We start from the raw sequence: 17,983 nt of genomic DNA, 5'->3' as shown, positions 1-17,983 counted from the left end.
ATTCGTGACGTTCAGGGAGGATCCCGACCATGACCAACGCTTCCTTGCCGGAAACAGGGCTGGGGGACACGGACGATCCGGCCGCTCTCACCGACGGGATCCACCTGGTCGTCGAAGCGCTCAGGCGCAACGGTGTCAAGAACATCTACGGCGTCGTCGGCATCCCGATCACCGATCTGGCGCGCGTCGCGCAGGCGTCGGGCATGCGTTACATCGGCTTCCGCCACGAGAGCGACGCCGGGCACGCGGCCGCGGCGGCCGGATTCCTCACGAAGCGGCCGGGCATCTGCCTGACGGTCTCCGCCCCGGGCTTCCTCAACGGACTCGTGGCCCTCGCCAACGCCACCACGAACTGCTTCCCCATGGTGCAGATCTCCGGATCCAGCGAGCGGCACCTGGTCGACCTCCAGCGGGGCGACTACGAGGAGATGGACCAACTGGCGGCGGCGAAGCCCTTCGTCAAGGCCGCCTACCGGATCCACCGGGCCGAGGACATCGGCCGCGGGGTGGCCCGCGCGATCCGCACCGCGGTCTCCGGGCGTCCCGGAGGGGTCTACCTCGACATCCCGGCCGCGGTGCTCGGAGAGGTCCTCGACAAGGAGCGGGGCGCCGCGTCGCTGTGGGAGGTCGTGGACCCGGCGCCGCGTCAGCTGCCCGAACCCGCGGCCGTGGACCGCGCGATCGACCTGCTCGCCCGCGCGGAGCGGCCCCTGGTCGTCCTCGGCAAGGGCGCGGCGTACGCGCAGGCGGACGAGCAGATCCGGGAGTTCGTCGAGACGACCGGCGTGCCCTACCTGCCCATGTCCATGGCCAAGGGCCTGCTGCCCGACGACCACCCGCAGTCGGCGGCCACCGCCCGGTCACTGGCCCTGCGCAGGGCGGACGTCGTGATGCTCGTCGGCGCGCGCCTGAACTGGCTGCTCGGGCACGGCGAGGCACCGCAGTGGGACCCGTCCGCCAAGTTCATCCAGGTGGACATCGCGGCCACCGAGATGGACAGCAACCAGCCCATCGCCGCCCCGCTCGTCGGCGACGTCGCGTCGGTGATGGAGGCCCTGGTCGAGCGGAGCAAGCCCGGCCGGATCCCGGCCGCGCAGGAGTGGCGGGAGGAACTCGCGGCGCGCTCCGCGCAGAACGCGGCCAAGATGGCCAAGCGCCTCGATGCCGCGAAGACCGCGCACCCGATGAAGTTCCTCGGCGCGCTCCAGGTGATCCGCGACGTCCTGGCGGAGAACCCCCGCGCCTACGTCGTCAACGAGGGCGCCAACGCGCTCGACCTGGCCCGCAACACGATCGGCATGCGGATACCGCGCCACCGGCTGGACAGCGGTACCTGGGGCGTCATGGGCATCGGCATGGGCTACGCCATCGCCGCCGCCGTCGAGACCGGAGACCCCGTGGTCGCCATCGAGGGCGACAGCGCCTTCGGGTTCAGCGGCATGGAGATCGAGGCCGTCTGCCGCTACAACCTGCCCATCGTCACCGTCGTCCTCAACAACAGCGGCGTCTACCGCGGCGACGAGGCCTCCACCTCCGCGGACCCCGCGCCGACCGCCCTCAAGGCCCGCCACGACCTCATGATCCAGGCGTTCGGCGGCAAGGGCTACCAGGCGACGACACCCGACGAGGTCGCCACCGCCCTGCGGGAAGCCCTGGCCTCGGGTACCCCGGCGCTCATCGACTGCGTGATCGACCCGTCGGACGGGACCGAGAGCGGCAACATCTCCCACCTCAACCCGAAGGGCATCACGGTCCAGCGCTGACCGAACCCGCCAACTCCCCGCACCCGCAGTCCCGTCGCGGTCTTCCGGGACAGTGAACCGAATGCCGCCGCACCCCGTGCTGACCCGCACCCTTGGCGGGTCAGCAGGGGATCCTCCATGCCCGCACGCCCACTCGGCGCCTGGCCCGTGCCAAGGTGCCCCGGATACCCACTGCCGGCGTCCGCCGCAACTCGCCCATCCGCGCGTCGGCGCGGCGCCGCGGCCCCACGAGGGGCCCGGGCTCACCGAGTGCGAGAGGCCGGCGCACCGACTCCGCGTGCGGGCGCTCTCCGTGCTCTTCCGCCACCGCCACGCCTCCGCGGCGTATGCGCGCGTGGCCTCGCCGACGACTTCAGCCCGGTTCGCGCTCGACTGCACGAGCGGGCCGCACGGACGACGATCCCCGTCCGTCGGGTGACGGAGTCCCCGCTGCGCCGTTCGACGGCGCGTGGGCGGTCATGACGGCCTGCCGGACCACACCGAGAGCAAGATGATCGGCACCCGGTGTGACCGATGGTCCGCACGGACCGACCGGGCACGCGAGAGGAGCAACAGGGATGGATGAGATCGGGTTCGTCGGGCTCGGCACGATGGGCCGTCCGAAGGCGCGCAGGCTGCTGGCCGCCGGGCACCGCGTGGTGGTGTGGAACAGGTCGCGGCCCGCCGTCGAGGAACTGCGCGGGGACGGAGCGGAGGCCGCGGCGGACCTCGCGCAGGTATTCAGGCTCCCCGTGGTGATGAGCATGCTGTCCGACGACGCCGGCATCCGGTCGCTCATCCTGGACAGCGGGGTGCTGGACGGCGCCGAGTGCCGCATGCACGTGAACCTGGCGACGGTGTCGGCCGGCTTCGCCACCGAGGCGGAACAGCGGCACACGCAGCGGGGCATCGGATACGTGGCGGCGCCGGTGCTGGGCCGGGCCGATGTGGCGGCGGCCGGAAAGCTGAACGTCCTGGCCGCCGGCGCCCCCGAGGCACTGGACCTGGCACGGCCCGTCCTCGAACCGCTGGCCGGGCGGATCTGGGAACTGGGAGACGACCCGGCACGGGCCAACGTGGTCAAGATCGCGGTCAACTTCCTGCTGGCCGCCGCGGTCGAGGCCACCGCGGAGGCGACGTCGCTGGTGGAGTCGTACGGCATCGAAGCCACAGGGTTCGTCGAGCTGATCAGCGGGACGCTGTTCCCCGGACCGGTCTACGGCACGTACGGCGGGCTCATGGCCGAACAGCGCTACGAGCCCCCGGGTTCACGCCGCGGCTCGGGCTCAAGGACGTGGGCCTCGCCCTGTCGGCGGCGCATCGCCACGACCTGGCCCTGCCCACCGGCAGCCTCGTACGGGACGCCCTGCTCGAAGCCGTCGCGGCGGGCTGGTCCGAGCGCGACTGGGCCACGCTCGCCGAGGTCTCCCGGCGGAGGGCGGGCCGCTGATACGCACCGGCCGGGGTCGTGGGGCGTGGGGTCCGTCGGAGTGGTTGTGCCGCGGCGGCCGGTCCGACCGGTGCCGTTGGTGGAATACAGCTCGGGATACGCGACCCGACTCTCGGGATCCGCGGCCCGATCCGACGCCGGGGCACCGGTCCGGCACAGCGAGGAGTGAAGGCTCATGGCAGTGTGCGAGGTCTGCGACAACGACTACGAGATGGCATTCGAGGTACGCACGGGCAACGCCGTCCACATCTTCGACAGCCTCGAATGCGCGGCCCAGCGGATCGCCCCGACCTGCGACAACTGCCAATGCCGCATCCTCGGCCACGGTCTCCAGGCCGACGGACGCTTCTTCTGCTGCGCCAACTGCGCACGTCGGCGCGGATTCGCGCAACTCGTCGACCACGCCTGACTCCGCGGCGGAGGAACCCATGGAACTGCCACTGAAGGCCCACCACATCGCTCCACGGCTGGCGACCGGGGCGTTCATTCTCCATTCGGGTCTGGGCAAGCTCTCGGCGGACGAGCAGACGGAGGAGGGCCTGCACGCGATGGCCACCCACGCCTATCCGTTCCTGAGCAGGCTCTCTCCCCACCGCTTCACCCGGCTGCTCGGCACCGCGGAGGTGACGCTGGGCGCGGCGCTGCTGACACCGCTGGTGCCCAGCGGCATCGCCGGAGCGGGGCTGACGGCGTTCTCCTCGGGCCTGGTCGGGCTCTACCTGCGCACGCCCGGCACCCACGCCAAGGGCAGCCCGCTGCCCACCCAGCAGGGCATCCCGCTCGCGAAGGACTCCTGGCTGCTCGCCATCGGACTGGGTCTGCTCACCGACCGCGCGTCCTGGTCATGTCCGCGCCCGGCCGGTCGGCGGCGGAGCGGCCGGCGCAGGTAGCCGCACCGGGCGGTGACGTGCCGTCCGGCCACTACTGTGGGGGTATGCGCGGCGACGTGGTGACGCTGTTCCTGTGCGGCGACGTGATGCTCGGCCGCGGCGTCGACCAGATCCTCCCGTGCCCCGGCGATCCGGCCCTGCGGGAGGCCTGGGTCCGCGACGCCCGCTCCTACGTCGAGCTGGCGGAGGCGGCGAGCGGACCGATTCCCGCCCCGGTCCCACCGGCGTGGCCGTGGGGCGAGACCCTGCCGGTGCTGGCGGCAGCCGCCCCGGACGTACGGATCGTGAATCTCGAGACGTCCGTGACTCGCGGCGACGCGTTCGCGCCGGAGAAAGAGGTCCACTACCGGATGCACCCGGCCAACCTGCCCGCCCTGGAGGTGGCCCGGCCCGACGTCTGCGTCCTGGCCAACAACCACACGCTGGACTTCGGCCGTGCGGGGCTGCTGGAGACACTGGACTCCCTGACGGGTGCGGGACTGCCGGTGGCGGGCGCCGGGCGGGACGCGGAGTCGGCGTACGCGCCCGCGGTGTGCCCGGTCGCGGACGGGGTCCGCGTGCTGGTGTTCGCCCTGGGGATGACGTCCAGCGGCATACCGGGGAGCTGGGCGGCGACCGCGGACCTCGCCGGTGTCGCGTACGTACCCGCGGCGACGGCGGAGGCGGCCGCGTCGGTCGTCGAGCGCGTCCGGCGGGCGCGGTCTCCGGGTGACCTCGTGGTCGTCTCGGTGCACTGGGGGTCCAACTGGGGCTACCACGTCCCCCGGGAGCAGATCCGCTTCGCCCGCGCGCTGGTCGACGGCGGTGTCGACGTCGTCCACGGGCACTCCTCGCACCACCCCCGTCCCGTCGAGGTGTACCGCGACCGGCTGATCCTGTACGGCTGCGGCGACTTCATCGACGACTACGAGGGCATCTCCGGCTACGAGCAGTACCGCGACGACCTGCGGATCGCCTACTTCCCCTCGCTCACGGCGGCCACGGGACGGCTCGCGGACCTGCGCCTGGTGCCGCTGCGGGCCCGGCGGATGCGGCTGGAACCCGCCACCGGGGAGGACCGCGCATGGCTGCGGACGACTCTCGGCCGGATCAGCACGGGTGTGGCCATCACCCCGGGGCCGGACGGCACGCTCAGAGCGGCACGGACGACGGCCCACGCACAGGAGCCGTAGGACCCGTGCGGCACGGGAGCACCACCGGGCGCACGGCCCGCTCCCTGAAGGCCGGTCGGCGTACGGGCCGACCGACCGCGACCGGGCGCCGATCAAGCGTGTCCGGCCGAGTCGGCGGCAGGTGCCGGGACTCAGCCGCGGTCCTTCTGGTAGGCGGCGAGGAGGAAGAGCCAGATCTCGCTCATGGTCGGGAAGCAGGCGACGGCGTGCCTGAGCCGTTTGAGCGGTACCTCGCCGGCGACCGCGACGGTGGCCGAGTGGAGCAGTTCGCCGACCCCGGGGCCGACGAAGGTGACGCCCAGGAGGACTTCGCGGTCGAGGTCGACCACCATCCGGGCGTGGCCCTCGTAGTCGTCGGCGTACAGGTCGGCGCCCTGGGCCGCGTCGAAGTCGAGGTCGACGGTCTTGACGCGGTAGCCGGCGGCGGCCGCCTGTTCGGCGGTCAGGCCGACGGAGGCCGCCTCGGGGTCGGTGAAGAACACCTGGGGACGGCGTGCTGGTCGGCGGTGGTGGCGTGGTCGCCCCAGTCGGCGTCGTCGAGCGGGCGGCCGGCGGCGCGGGCGCCGATGGCGTCGCCCGCGGTACGGGCCTGGTACTTGCCCTCGTGGGTGAGGAGGGCGCGGTGGTTGACGTCGCCCAGGGCGTAGAGCCATGCGCCGTCGACGCCGCGGACGAGGCACGTGGTGTCCACCTCCAGCCAGGAGCCGGGGGTGAGGCCGACGGTGTCCAGGCCGATGTCGTCGGTGGCGGGGGTGCGGCCGGTGGCGAACATGACCTCGTCGGCCTCCAGTTCGCTGCCGTCGTCGAGCGTGAGGGTGACCGGTCCGATGAGATCCGGGCGGCGCAGCGCGGTGACCTGCGCGCCGATCCGTACGTCCGCGCCCGCCGGGTGAGGCCGCGTTCGATCAGCTCGCCCGCGAACGGTTCCCGCCGGCATCCGCGACCGCGGCGGCAGGGCCGACTTCGTCGCCGCCGACCTGCGCACCGCGGAGTCGGTGCGGCAGCTGGCCGGGGAAGCCGTGGGCGCGGGCGGCGGCCGGGTGGACATCCTCGTCGACAACGCCGGCGTGTACCCGTTCGGCCCCACGGAGCAGGTGCCGCAGGACGAGGTGGACACCGTCTACGACCTGAACGTGAAGGCCCCGTTCCACCTGGTGGCGGCCCTCGCCCCGGCGATGGCCGCACGCGGGCACGGCGCGATCGTGAACGTCAGCACCATGGTCGCGGAGTACGGCGTCTCCGGGATGGCGCTGTACGGGTCGAGCAAGGCGGCACTCAACCTGCTGACCAAGGCGTGGGCCGCCGAGTTCGGCCCCCACGGAGTGCGGGTCAACGCCGTGGAGCCCGGTCCGACCCGTACGGAGAGCACCGTCGGCATGGGTGAGGCCCTCGACGCCCTGGCCGCGGAAGCCCGGCCGCACCGGAGGAGATCGCCGAGGCGATCGCCTACCTGGCCAGCAATGCCGCGAGCTTCGTCCAGGGCGCGGTGCTGCCCGCGGACGGCGGCCGCACGGCCGTCTGACCCCCGGGCCGACAGGGCCCGCACCGCCGTCCGATCCCCGGCCGACCAAGGCCGCACGGCCCGTCCGGTTCCTGGCCCGCGGGGACCCGTAACACCGTCTGACCCATGGCCCGCCATGGCCGCACCGCCGTCTGACCCACCGCGCACCGGGGCCGCACCGCCGTCCGCCCCTTCTGACACCCGGCCGACCGAGGCCGCATCGCCCGCCTCGTACTCCGCCCTCAGGGACCCGCAGCACCGTCTGCCCCACGGCCCGCCGCAACCGCACCGCCGTCCGGCCCACGGCCCCCGTGCCGGGCCGCCGTCGGTCCCGGGACCACGGGACGACGGCGGGGCGGCTCCCGATCAGGTTCCCCGGCGGGGCCGGGTGCCTGCTTGGGTCAGTGGAATGCGCCGCTGTAGGCGTTGAGGGCGGGCTGGCCGCCCAGGTGGGCGTACAGGACGTTGGAGTCCTTGGGGATGTCTCCGCGTCGGACGAGGTCGATGAGTCCTGCCATGGACTTGCCCTCGTAGACGGGGTCGATGATCATGCCTTCGAGGCGGCCGGTGAGGCGGATGGCGTCCAGGGTGGACTGGACGGGGATGCCGTAGAGGTCGCCGGCCCAGCCCTCCAGGACGGTGATCTCGTCGTCGCGCAACTCCCGGCCGAGGCCGATGAGTTCGGCGGTGTTGCGGGCGATCTTCTCCACCTGGGCGCGGGTCTCGTCGATCTTGGCCGAGGCATCGATGCCCACCACGCGGCGGGGCCTGTCCTGGCCCGCGAAGCCGGCGATCATGCCCGCGTGCGTGCTGCCGGTGACGCTGCACACCACGATCGTGTCGAAGAAGACCCCGAGTTCACGTTCCTGCCGCTGGACCTCGTAGGCCCAGTTGGCGAAGCCGAGGCCGCCCAGGGGGTGGTCGGAGCCTCCGGCAGGGATGGCGTACGGAGTGCCGCCGGCGGCGCGGACGTCCTCCAGGGCCTGGTGCCAGCTGTCCTTGAACCCGATGCCGAAACCCGCCTGGACCAGCCGTACGTCGGCGCCCATGACGCGGGACAGCAGGATGTTGCCGACCTTGTCGTTGACCGCGTCCGGCCAGTCCACCCAGCTCTCCTGCACCAGGACGGCCTTCAGACCCACCTTCGCAGCGACCGCGGCCACCTGCCGGGTGTGGTTGGACTGGACGCCGCCGATACTGACCAGGGTGTCCGCGCCCTTGCTGAGCGCGTCGGGGACCAGGTACTCGAGTTTGCGGGTCTTGTTGCCGCCGAAGGCCAGCCCGCTGTTGCAGTCCTCCCGCTTGGCCCAGATACGGGCACCGCCGAGATGGTCACTGAGCCGGTCCAGCGGGTGGACGGGGCTGGGGCCGAACAGCAGGGGGTGGCGCTCGAAGGACTCGAGGGACATCTGTGGCTCCTAGTCGGTGTCGGGGAGCAGGGTGTCGAGCAGCGGCAGCAGCGTCTGCCAGTTGGTGCGGGTGGCGGCCACGGCCCCCTCGACGTCTCCGGCCTCGCACAGCGCGATGATCCGGTCGTGCTGGGCGACCGAGCCGCGGCCGCTCAGTGAGGAGAAACGCAGTCTCTCCACGCGCCGCAGCACCGGCGTGAACTGCTCCAGGACGGAGCGGACGGCCGGGTTGGCGCAGGCGGTGACGGCGACGCCGTGGAAGGCGTCGTCGGCGTCGATCGCCGCGTCGACGTCGTTGCGGCGCAGCGCGTCGGCGAAGCGCGCGTTGGCCTGGCGCATGGCGTCCAGCTCGGCGGCGGACAGGTTGGGCATCGCCTCGCGGACGGCGAGTTCGTGCATGGCCGCCGTCACCGACTGGGCCGCACGCGCCGCCCGGACGTCCAGGGGGCTGACCATGGTGTAGCGGCCGGGCTTCGTCCACACCAGGCCGGCCTGCTCAAGACGTGCCAGGGCCTCCCGCACCGGTGTGCGGCTGACGCCCAGCCACTCCACCAGGTCGCTGTCGTTGAGGCGCTCCCCCGGTGCGAGGGTGCCGTCGACGATGGCGTCCCGGATGACCCGGTAGGCGTTGTCGCGAAGGAGTGACCTGGAGACGAGCCCTCGGCTCTGCGGAACTGGCATGCAATATATTGCACGCTGCATGACAGAGAGCTGTCAAGAGTGCGCCGTCGGGGGTCCTTCCGCTACCGGCCGACACCCGGCGTCGCCGTCGCGCAAAGGCTTGTTAACCCACCTGGCTGAACCTACGGAGCGGGTCACCGGCTCGCGTGTTTCCATCAGCAAGGAGGCAATGGGGCCGCGGCGGCCCTGGCGCCCGCACTCACCGGGGTACCGGCCGGCGCGCGCTCCGTCCGCCGTCCCGGAGGATCGCGCGCACCTCGGGGGCCCGGTGCCACCGCCTCCGTCACCTTCCCACCGCTCGGCGGCGGATGGGCCGCGGCGCTCAGCGGTGGCCCGGTGTCGATCGCCAACGAGGGACGGCCCGCCTCGTCCTGCTCGGCGGTCGGCGGCGCCGTGAGCCTTCGCCGGGCCTGGACACCACCGACGTCGTACCCATGCCCGAAGGAAGCGACTGATGACCACGGACAACGAGACGGCCGTCTGCCCGTTCGACTTCAGCGAAGCCCTGGAGTTCGATCCCTCCCTCGCGGACCTGATGTGCCGCGGCACCCCCGCACGGATCCGGCTGCGTTACGGCGACGCGGACGCCTGGCTGGTCACCGGCTTCGACGCCGTCAAGCAGGTGACCACCGACCAGCGGTTCAGCCGGGCGGGCATCATCGGACGCGACTACCCCCGGATGACGCCGGAGCCCATCGTGTCGCCCGAGTCGATCAACGTGATGGACCCGCCGTACAGCAGCCGCGTCCGTCATCTGGCCTCACAGGCCTTCACCCAGCCGCAGGTGGAGAACATGCGCCACCGGATCGTCCGGCTCGCGGACGATCTGCTGGACCGCATGGAGCAGGCGGGCCCGCCGGCGGACCTGATCCGGCACCTTTCCGACCCGCTTCCCCAGCACACCGTCCTGGACCTCCTCGGCATCGAGCGGGAGGAATGGCCCCGGATCCAGAAGGCCGTGCACCAGCTGCTCGTCGTCGGCGCGGACACCAAGGAGGCCGCGGCGGACGCCAAGAGGGATCTGACGGCCTACTTCGGCGAACTCGTCGCACAGCGGAGGAAGTCGCCCGGCAGCGACCTCATCAGCGCGATGGCCGCGGCGCGGGACGGCAAGGAGCAGCTGGACGACCGGGAACTGGCGGTCATGACCCTCATGCTGGCGCTCAGCGGCCAGGACACGGCGACCTGCGAGATCAGCGACATCGTGTACCTGCTCCTGACCCGGCCCGAGCTGGCGGAACGCGTCAGGAGCGGGCCCGAGGCCCTGCCCGAGGTGCTGCACGAGCTGCTCCGCCACATCCCGTTCCGCAAGGGGGTCGGCATCCCCCGGGTGGCTCTCGAGGACGTGGAGCTGGGCGGTGTGCTGATCCGGGCGGGCGACTACGTCCACGTGTCGTACCTGACGGCCAACCGCGACCCGGAGCGCTACACGGACCCGCACGACATCGACGTCGACCGGCCGAACTCCCCTCATATGACGTTCGGCTGGGGCGGGCACCGGTGCATCGCGATGCCTCTGGCCATGGCAGAACTCGAAGTGGCCATCGGGCGGCTCATGGAGCGCTTCCCGGGGCTGCGGCTCGCGGTGCCGCCGGAGGAGGTGCGCTGGGACCAGAAGACGATCAGGCGGTTCCCCCTGGAGCTGCCGGTGGCCTGGTAGGGACGCCCGCCGGGAAGTGCCGATGGCACGCCATCGGATACCCCGGTTGCCCCTCCTTCGACCACGACACGGGGCTCGATGGATCGGACCCTACTGCCCCGCGGACCCGTTGTGACCTGCTGGGACCGCGAGGCGGAAGGACTTCTTCCGGGGCATGCCGCCGGCCGGGACGGGCGTCAGCCGTGATCGGCGCAGCAGGGCGTGGGGTCGGGCACCTCGAAGGGGGCGAGGACGCCGCCCGCGGCGGGCACGAGCGGCAGCACCAGCTGTCCGTCCTGCCACAGAGGGCGCACGTGATCGCGGGTCGTCACCGAGGTGTCCGGTCCCGGGCCGCCGCCGGGGCCGGACGGCGCCCCGATGACGGTGACCCGGTCGATCGCGGTGTGCTGGAGGAGGAAGCTCAGCGGGACCGTGCCGACGAGACGCTGGACACCGGGGTAGACGACGGCACGTCCCTGCTCGCGGGTCTGCTGCTCGGCCGCGGCCAGGGCCGCGCCGTCCGCGTACGGCTCCGGGCCGTGCCGCAGCGCGCCGAAGGCCGCGCCGGACGGCGGCCGGCCCTCGTCCGCGAGGACCGCGAGGACGGCGACGAGCCGGGGCCACACCGAGGCCGCGGTGTCCGCGTCCGGCAGCGACAGGGAGACGGCGATGTGCGGCCGCTCGCCGCTGCGGACCGGGTGCGTGCAGGCGACGGTGACGTCCGGCAGGCTGAGCCGCGCCACCAGCTCCTGGGCGAGGTGGTCGGCGCCGCGCAGGTCCGCCGACCCGGTGTCCACACCGATGACGGTGGGGACGCCGGGTCCGCCGGGCGTACCGGTCATGCGGGCAGGACCCACATCGGGTTGGAGTAGAACCACAAGTCCTTCCACGGGTCGGCGTCGCCGACCACGTCCATCGCCGGTCCGGCCGGGTCCACGGAGGCACCGCGCAGACCGACCGCCGTGCGGTTGCCGTCCGTGCCGCGCAGCCGCACGTACACCGGCTTGTCCACGGGACCGAGGGAGTACGTCAGACGCACCGAGCCGGTGGACTTGTCCACCTCGAAGGACTTCACGACCTTGGTGTCCGGGGTGATGAAGGCGTCCTTGTCGGAGACCCGGCCGGTGACGTCGCCCTGGATCACGTCGACCCGGGCCAGCTTCGGCACGAACTGCGCCCAGTTCGGGCCGTTGGCGAGGCTGACCTCGACGACCAGGTCGACCTGGCTGCCGCGGCGCACGTGCAGCACGTCGCCGAGGGTGACGGCCTTGCCGCCGGAGCGCAGCTGGGCGTTGAGGCCGCTGATCAGCCCGCCGTGGTCGACCCAGACGCGGCCGGCGCGGATGCCTTCCATGACCGCCTGGTAGGAGAAGGAGGCGGCACCGACGTGGGTGCGGGAGTACTGGCCGGGCCAGAAGTCGCCGTCGCTCAGGTTCAGCGCGCCGCCGTGGACGGGGTCCTCGTAGTGGCCGTTGGCGTTGAAGTTGCTGCCCGGCCCGCGGACGGAGGAGTCGGCGTAGACGCTGTGGGAGTCGGAGTTGGCGGTGATCCACCAGGGCTTGCCCTCGGCCAGCAGGCTGTCCCAGAGACCGCCCACGGTCGCGGTCATCCAGTCGAAGCCGCCCCAGGTGCGGTAGCTCTCCAGCGGGTAGCCGGAGAAGGAGTCGGCGCCGGGGCTGCCGTCGTAGTAACCCCGGCCCGAGCCGGGGCCGCCCGGCGCGCGCAGGCCGGCGGCCTGGTGGCCGGGAGCGCCCTCCATGCCGACGGCGATCGTCGGCTGCGCGTCGCGCCAGGCACGGATCTCGTGCGGGGAGTCGATGCCCTTGCGGGCGGGGTGGTTGGCCAGGAACAGGACGTCCTTGACCTTGCGGCGCTGGACCTGCTCGGCGAGGAAGTTGACGCCCGCGATGGCGAGCGCCTCGTTGGCGGGGGTGTTGGCGGTGGCCTTCTTCACGGCCCCGTCGAAGGAGTTCTCGAACTCCTTCAGCACGGCGACCTCGTTCGAGCCGGGGTGGACGAAGACGGTGCCGTGCTCGGCGGCCGGGATGTTCCACTCCAGGCCCTGGAAGACCAGCGTGTCGGAGATCTGCCCGCGGGCGGCGACGATGTCCGGGTTGACCTTCTCCACACCGATCTTGGCGTGCTGCTCGCTGCCGTGGTCGGTGATGACCATCCAGTCCAGGCCGTGCGCGTTGGCCTGGCGCACGTGGTCGACGACCCGGTACTTGCCGTCGGAGCTGTACTGGGTGTGGATGTGGTGGTCGCCGGCCAGCCACAGGTATCCCCCGGAACGGGAGGATTCCGCGGACTGCCGGCTCTGGTCCTGGCCCTGGGACGCGGCCGCCTGTCCGGCGCCGGCGAGCACGCTGCCCGCCGCCAGTCCGGCACCGAGCAGGCCGGTGCGGCGGAGCATGGACCTGCGGGACAGCTGATCGGGCGTCAACTCGGTGTCGGGGACCTCCAGGTCAAGCGCCGGCGGCAGGGACCCGCCGCCCGTGCCGTGCCCGTGGTCGTGGTGGTGGTGCCCGTGGGCGTGACTGTGGCCGTGGCCCATGTCCGAACTCCTGCCGTCTGTACGTTAAAAGCGTGTTCGAGCGGCGCCCATGCTGGGCCCCTGCCGCCAACACGGCGGGAACGGCTGGTGACAACGGCGGGTACGGCAGGCGGCACCCGGACGTGGCACGGGGCCACCTGTGGTTTCGGCACTCGCGCCGGCGCCGTCGGACCGAGCGGAACAAGCCACTTTCGGAGTCGAGGGCGCACGGTGCTCGCATGACGGCCGGCGCACGGGTCTATCGGGTGCCCGTCAGCCGGGAACCCGCCTGGGTGCGGTGATAGAGCACCGCGCGGCCGGAGCGGGCGCGGGTGACGAGGCCCGATTTGTGCAGTACGCCCAGGTGGTACGAGACCGTGGCGGGACTGAGGTAGTGATGTCGTGCCAGCTCGGTGGTGGAGGCCGGACGAGCCAGCGCGGTGAGCAGTCCGGCCCGGGTGGGACCGAGCAGTCTGGCCAACTCGTCGGACGGAGGCTGCGGAACGGCGGCCCGGTCGCGCACGGGACAGGCGACCATGGGCGGCCTGCGTCCACCGAGCACCGGGTCCACGGCCACGGCCGGCTGCGGCACCACCAGTGACGGCAACACGATGAGCAGGGGCACGGCCAGTTTCACGGTGAACCGGCTGTCGACGCGCAGCGTGCCGTCGGACCACGCGATGCCGGGATGCAGGGAGTTGAAGAGCGCGGCCGCGCCGTGCCGGGCCAGCACACCGGCGCAGCGGTCGACCTCCGCTTCGAGGACCGCACGTGCGGCCTCCCAGTACGGGGCGAAGGCCAGGTCCCAGTAGCGCCCCAGTTCCTCCGCGACCCGCCGGGCGACGTAGCCGCCGCCGCGGTCCATGGCCCGGCTCACCCTTGGGGGCACCTCCGCACCGGCCAGGCCGTTGTGCGGGCGGCCGTCGCGCAGCGCCTCCAACTCGAACAGGACCCGGGCGGGCGGGGTGTTCCGGACCTGTTCCAGTTCCTCCCCGACGGTGGGCGAGGGTCCGGTGGGGTGCGGGCTGAGGAAGTCCGGTACGTAGCCGCCACGGTCCAGGGCCAGTTCCGACAGCAGGGGCAGCCGTGCCCGGCGCAGCACGCGCCGGGCGCGCGCGACCCACGGATCGGTGTCCGTGGCCGGGCGCAGGCCCCACGGGAGCAGCGTCGCCGTAACCTCGTGCAGCGGCGAGACGGCGAACCGGGTACGGGCCAACCCTCCGGCGTCCACGATGAGTTCGATCACAGCCCGTCCCCCTGCCGCCGCCTCGTTCAGCTTCGGTTCTGCTCTCGTTCTGCTCTTGTTCTGCTTCGAACGTGCTCGAATCGTCGCACGGAAGCTCGCGCCGGCAGACCTGTTCGGCGCAGGCTGGTGCGGCGCCGAAGGCCGGACACCGGGATGCGGAGGAAACGGGGATGCCGGAAACACGGGGGACGCCGGGGACGCCGACGACACCGGCCGACGACACGGGGGTGCGGGGAATGCGGGTTTGGCGGGGGATGCGGAAGGTCCCGAGGGGGCGCGGGAGCGGGAGACCCGCGAGGCTGGGGACGGCCCTACTGGCCGCCGTCAGCCTGCTGATGCTGTCGGGGACGTGCACGTCCGCGGCACAGGACCGGGCAGCCGCGGCGCCGGCCGGGGAGAGCGGGGGACTCTCCGGCGCCGCGGCCTGCCCGGGCCTGAAGGGCTTCACCTGCGCCACGCTGACCGTCCCGCTCGACCACGGCGGCGGCGTGCCGGGCCGGCTGGGCCTGAAGGTCGCGATGGCGGACAACGCCAAGGCCCCCAAGGGCGTCCTGCTCTTCCTCACGGGCGGTCCGGGGCAGCCGGGCGTGCCCTTCGTCGAGCGGCTGAGCCAGAGGCTGACGCCGGTCCTGAAGGACTACCGGCTCGTCATGATCGACCAACGCGGCACCGGCGACGCCGCCTTGCGGTGCCCGCAGTTGCAGGAGGAGATGGGCTCGTCCGACCTGACGCCGCCCACGGCCCGGGCGGTGACGGACTGCGCCGCGACCATCGGTCCCGACCGCCGCTTCTACGGCACCGGTGACACGGTCGCGGACCTGGACCTGCTGCGCCGGGCCCTGGGCGTGCGCAGGATGACGCTCGACGGCGTCTCGTACGGCACGTACACCGCGGAACGGTACGCCCTGGCCCACCCGCAGCACGTGGCCCGGCTGGTCCTGGACTCGGTGGTGCCGCAGACCGGATACGACCCGATGGACCGCGCCGCCCTGCGCGCCGCGCCGCGCGTGCTGACGGCTGCCTGCCGGGCGACGGGCTGCACCACGGACCCGGCGGCGGACCTGGCCGAGGTGGTCGCCCGGTACGGCAACGGCGTCGACGTGATCGACGCGCTGCCCACCTGGGAGTTCGTGGACCCCGACTACGCGGAGATGATCGACGCGCTGCACAAGGCGGCGAACGGCGACCCCGGGCTGCTGCGGGGCCTGATCGCGGGTGTGCGGGAGGGCAGCGCGGCGAGCGCCGAGGAACTCAGCCAGGGGCTGCACGCCTCCACGCTGTGCCTGGACGGGCGTTACCCCTGGGGCAGGGCGGACGCTCCGCCGGCCGGACGCCGGGAGGCGCTGGAGAAGGCCGGTGCGGAGCTGACACCGGCCGACTACGGCCCCTTCGACGCCGCCACGGCGACCGGCCTCGGCTCGATGCTGAGCTGTCTGCACTGGCCGCGCACGCCGGTGCCGCCGCTGCCTCGGGAGCACCGCAGGCTGCCGGGCGTACCGGTCCTGCTGCTCGGCGGTGACCGGGACCTGTCGACCCCGCTGGAATGGCTCTACGACCAGAAGAAGCTGACGCCCCGGGCCCAGGTCGTGGTGGTGCCGGGTGCGGCGCACTCGGTGCAGAGCAGGGCGACCGACGACAGGGGCCGCCGGGCGGTGTACGACTTCCTGCTGGACCGGCGCTGACGGCAAGGCCCGTACGAACGACGAAGGCCCCGACCGGGGAACCCGGCCGGGGCCTTCACGTGGTCAGATGGCGCCGGTGAAGGTGTCGCACCGGGCCGGGGAGCCCGTGGTGTACCCGGTGGTGAACCAGTGGACCCGCTGCTGCGAGCTGCCATGGGTCCAGCCTTCCGGGTCGACGCGGCCCTGGGTGCGTTCCTGGATGCGGTCGTCGCCGACGGCTTCCGCGGCGTCGAGGGCTTCGCGGATGTCGGAGTCGGTGAACGGCTTGTCGAAGAAGCCGGTGGTGACGGCGTTCTTGGCCCAGACCCCGGCGTAGCAGTCGGCCTGGAGCTCCAGCCGGACCGAACCGCTGTCGGCTCCCGTGCGGTCCCGGCCGGCGCGGTTCATGGTGCCCAGCAGGTTCTGCACGTGATGCCCGTACTCGTGGCCGATGACGTACGCCTGCGCGAAGGGGCCGCCCTTGGCGCCGAACCTGTCCTCCAGGTCACGGAAGAAACCGAGGTCGAGGTAGACCCCGCGGTCGGCCGGGCAGTAGAACGGGCCCATGGCCGAGGAGGCCCGGCCGCACCCCGTGCTCCAGGTGCCGGAGACCAGGTGGGTTCCGGCCTTGGTGTAGGACTGCTGGTAGTGCTCGGGGAGAGCACCCTGCCAGTAGCGCTGGATGCTGTTGACCACGCCCACCACACGGCACTTCTCCGACTGGTTGGCGTCACTGCCCTTCCGGCACTTCGCGCTCAGGTCCTCTCCCTGCTGCTGCGTCGCGGAGTTCGAGCCGCCGCCGTTCAGGAGACCCGCCGGGTTGACACCCAGGAGCAGTGCGACGACCACGACGACGACGCCGATGACACCGCCGCCGATGGTGAGCCCGCCTCCGGGAATGCCGCCGCCGCTGCCGCGGTCATCGACCTGAGAAGCATCAAGATCCACGTCATCGCGGAATTCCATGGGTCGTTCGTCTCCTGGGGGTTGGTGATCACCCCCATTCTGCCCGGTGTCGCGGACTGGTCGTGCGAGGGTGGGCGGCGACGCCCCACGGACGCCTCACAGACCGTCAGTTCCGCGGCGCGCAGGCGGCCCAGGACCCTACGGCTCCGCGCGCCACGGGGTTCTCGGCGTGTCCCCGGCTCCGCGCGCCACCGGGTTCTCGATGTGTCCCCGGCGCCGCGGGCCAGTGCTGTGTCCGGTCGCAGCACTAGAGACTGAGCGTGACCGCGGCGCCCACGCCACCCAGGGCCAGAGCGAGGGCCGCCTCGCTCCAGCCGCCCGCGCCCCATCGGAAGAACCGGTCGACGGCCAGTCGGCCCGGGCCGATGGCGGCGATCCCCAGGGCGACGACGGCGATGCACCCGTTGTATTCCACTCCGCCGTCCGTCTCCCACAGGCCGTGGACGCCGGTGACGGTCGCCATCGCATTGATCATGACTGCGATCAGGGCGGCGGCCGCGAGCGGGGTCAGCAGCCCGAGGGCGAGACCGAGGCCGCCCAGGAACTCCGACAGACCGCCGATCGCGGCGAACAGCGACGGCACGCGTCCGCTCTGTCCCCGGTACCGATCCTTCCGCAGCCTGCACCGTCGTGCATCTGGGCCTGGCCAAACCCAGCCGGGCCTGGCTGGGCCTGGCCCGCGTCGTGAGATCATGGCGCCCCGAGCCACTACAGCCCCGTAGAGGAGCCGCACGCGCATGTTCGACCAGCTGAAGAACCTGAAGGGCAAGGTCGAGGACATCGCCGAAGCCCACGGCGACAAGATCTCCGACGGGCTGGAGAAGGCCGGCGACTTCATCGACGGCAAGACCGGGGGCAAGCACAGCAGCACGATCGACACCGTCGTCGACAAGGCACAGGACGCCGTGGACAAGCTGGGCAAGCACAAGGACTGAGCACACGGCGGCGCCCCCGGGTGTGACACCTGGTGAGGTCCGTGCGCTTGGCTAGTGGCACCTGTGACACGCGTGCCGAGCGTCGGACTTTCTTGGGGTGGGATGGTGGGTCGCCGAACTGGGCGGGCGAACGCGTTACGGAGCCTGAACCGGCGAGT

At 72.4% G+C, this 17,983-nt stretch carries 14 protein-coding genes and 3 pseudogenes; 9 read left to right on the top strand and 8 right to left on the bottom strand.

Annotated features, from left to right (window positions below; all coding sequences use genetic code 11):
• Window positions 1–29: 29 nt before the first annotated feature.
• The 5 genes from oxc to ABZ818_RS14360 all read left to right on the top strand — a co-directional run bounded on the left by oxc (window position 30) and on the right by ABZ818_RS14360 (window position 5,254).
• Window positions 30–1,763 carry an oxalyl-CoA decarboxylase gene (gene oxc, locus ABZ818_RS14380; protein ID WP_361413981.1) on the top strand — a complete coding sequence of 578 codons (1,734 nt, stop codon included), beginning with the start codon at window positions 30–32 and terminating at the stop codon, window positions 1,761–1,763.
• Between the two features lie 557 nt (window positions 1,764–2,320).
• The gene (locus ABZ818_RS14375) at window positions 2,321–3,361 is read left to right on the top strand and encodes an NAD(P)-dependent oxidoreductase (protein ID WP_361413978.1); all 1,041 of its coding nucleotides are present in this window, start codon (window positions 2,321–2,323) and stop codon (window positions 3,359–3,361) included.
• 6 nt (window positions 3,362–3,367) lie between these two features.
• The gene (locus ABZ818_RS14370) at window positions 3,368–3,601 is read left to right on the top strand and encodes a hypothetical protein (protein WP_361413975.1); all 234 of its coding nucleotides are present in this window, start codon (window positions 3,368–3,370) and stop codon (window positions 3,599–3,601) included.
• A gap of 19 nt (window positions 3,602–3,620) precedes the next feature.
• Window positions 3,621–4,082 (top strand): hypothetical protein, encoded by a 462-nt coding sequence (locus ABZ818_RS14365; protein WP_361413972.1) that lies wholly within the window; start codon window positions 3,621–3,623, stop codon window positions 4,080–4,082.
• A 44-nt stretch (window positions 4,083–4,126) separates the two neighbouring features.
• Window positions 4,127–5,254, top strand: coding sequence for a CapA family protein (locus ABZ818_RS14360; protein WP_361413969.1), 1,128 nt, complete (start codon window positions 4,127–4,129; stop codon window positions 5,252–5,254).
• A 131-nt stretch (window positions 5,255–5,385) separates the two neighbouring features.
• On the opposite strand, the pseudogene ABZ818_RS14355 reads toward ABZ818_RS14360, so the two are convergent.
• A pseudogene (locus tag ABZ818_RS14355) lies at window positions 5,386–6,187 on the bottom strand (FAD-dependent oxidoreductase); the annotation flags it as partial.
• A 2-nt stretch (window positions 6,188–6,189) separates the two neighbouring features.
• On the opposite strand from ABZ818_RS14355, the pseudogene ABZ818_RS14350 reads away from it, so the two are divergent.
• Window positions 6,190–6,776 (top strand): annotated as a pseudogene (locus ABZ818_RS14350) (SDR family oxidoreductase).
• Between the two features lie 380 nt (window positions 6,777–7,156).
• On the opposite strand, the gene ABZ818_RS14345 reads toward ABZ818_RS14350, so the two are convergent.
• Window positions 7,157–8,164 carry a 1-aminocyclopropane-1-carboxylate deaminase gene (locus ABZ818_RS14345; RefSeq protein ID WP_361413966.1) on the bottom strand — a complete coding sequence of 336 codons (1,008 nt, stop codon included), beginning with the start codon at window positions 8,162–8,164 and terminating at the stop codon, window positions 7,157–7,159.
• Between the two features lie 9 nt (window positions 8,165–8,173).
• On the bottom strand, window positions 8,174–8,845 hold the full coding sequence (locus ABZ818_RS14340; RefSeq protein ID WP_361413963.1) for a GntR family transcriptional regulator: 672 nt from the start codon (window positions 8,843–8,845) through the stop codon (window positions 8,174–8,176).
• A 454-nt stretch (window positions 8,846–9,299) separates the two neighbouring features.
• Between ABZ818_RS14340 and ABZ818_RS14335 the strand changes: the two genes are divergently transcribed.
• Window positions 9,300–10,505 carry a cytochrome P450 gene (locus ABZ818_RS14335; RefSeq protein WP_361413960.1) on the top strand — a complete coding sequence of 402 codons (1,206 nt, stop codon included), beginning with the start codon at window positions 9,300–9,302 and terminating at the stop codon, window positions 10,503–10,505.
• A 176-nt stretch (window positions 10,506–10,681) separates the two neighbouring features.
• Here ABZ818_RS14335 and ABZ818_RS14330 read toward each other — a convergent pair whose 3' ends face one another.
• The 3 genes from ABZ818_RS14330 to ABZ818_RS14320 form a co-directional block, all read right to left on the bottom strand.
• A complete protein-coding gene (locus ABZ818_RS14330) occupies window positions 10,682–11,326 on the bottom strand; it encodes a hypothetical protein (RefSeq protein WP_361413957.1) in 645 nt (214 codons plus the stop codon).
• A complete protein-coding gene (locus ABZ818_RS14325) occupies window positions 11,323–13,038 on the bottom strand; it encodes a PHP domain-containing protein (RefSeq protein WP_361413954.1) in 1,716 nt (571 codons plus the stop codon). The genes ABZ818_RS14330 and ABZ818_RS14325 overlap by 4 nt, the downstream gene beginning before the upstream one ends.
• 238 nt (window positions 13,039–13,276) lie before the next feature.
• Complete coding sequence (locus ABZ818_RS14320; RefSeq protein ID WP_361413951.1) at window positions 13,277–14,263, bottom strand: winged helix-turn-helix domain-containing protein; 987 nt, start codon at window positions 14,261–14,263, stop codon at window positions 13,277–13,279.
• A gap of 335 nt (window positions 14,264–14,598) precedes the next feature.
• Here ABZ818_RS14320 and ABZ818_RS14315 point away from each other — a divergent pair, with 335 nt between their 5' ends.
• Window positions 14,599–15,945: an alpha/beta fold hydrolase gene (locus ABZ818_RS14315; protein WP_361413948.1), complete on the top strand. Its 1,347-nt coding sequence runs from the start codon at window positions 14,599–14,601 to the stop codon at window positions 15,943–15,945.
• 63 nt (window positions 15,946–16,008) lie between these two features.
• Here ABZ818_RS14315 and ABZ818_RS14310 read toward each other — a convergent pair whose 3' ends face one another.
• Complete coding sequence (locus ABZ818_RS14310; RefSeq protein WP_361413945.1) at window positions 16,009–16,890, bottom strand: neutral zinc metallopeptidase; 882 nt, start codon at window positions 16,888–16,890, stop codon at window positions 16,009–16,011.
• Between the two features lie 247 nt (window positions 16,891–17,137).
• Window positions 17,138–17,464: pseudogene (locus ABZ818_RS14305) on the bottom strand (DoxX family membrane protein); the annotation flags it as partial.
• Window positions 17,465–17,627: 163 nt separating this feature from the next.
• Here ABZ818_RS14305 and ABZ818_RS14300 point away from each other — a divergent pair.
• The gene (locus ABZ818_RS14300; RefSeq protein ID WP_361413942.1) at window positions 17,628–17,825 is read left to right on the top strand and encodes an antitoxin; all 198 of its coding nucleotides are present in this window, start codon (window positions 17,628–17,630) and stop codon (window positions 17,823–17,825) included.
• The last annotated feature ends 158 nt before the right edge of the window (window positions 17,826–17,983 follow it).

This window comes from Streptomyces sp. NPDC047453 (genome assembly GCF_040643155.1).
Classification (GTDB): domain Bacteria; phylum Actinomycetota; class Actinomycetes; order Streptomycetales; family Streptomycetaceae; genus Streptomyces.
Note: the sequence above shows the minus strand (reverse complement) of the source record. Positions and strands in the feature narration are given on the sequence as shown.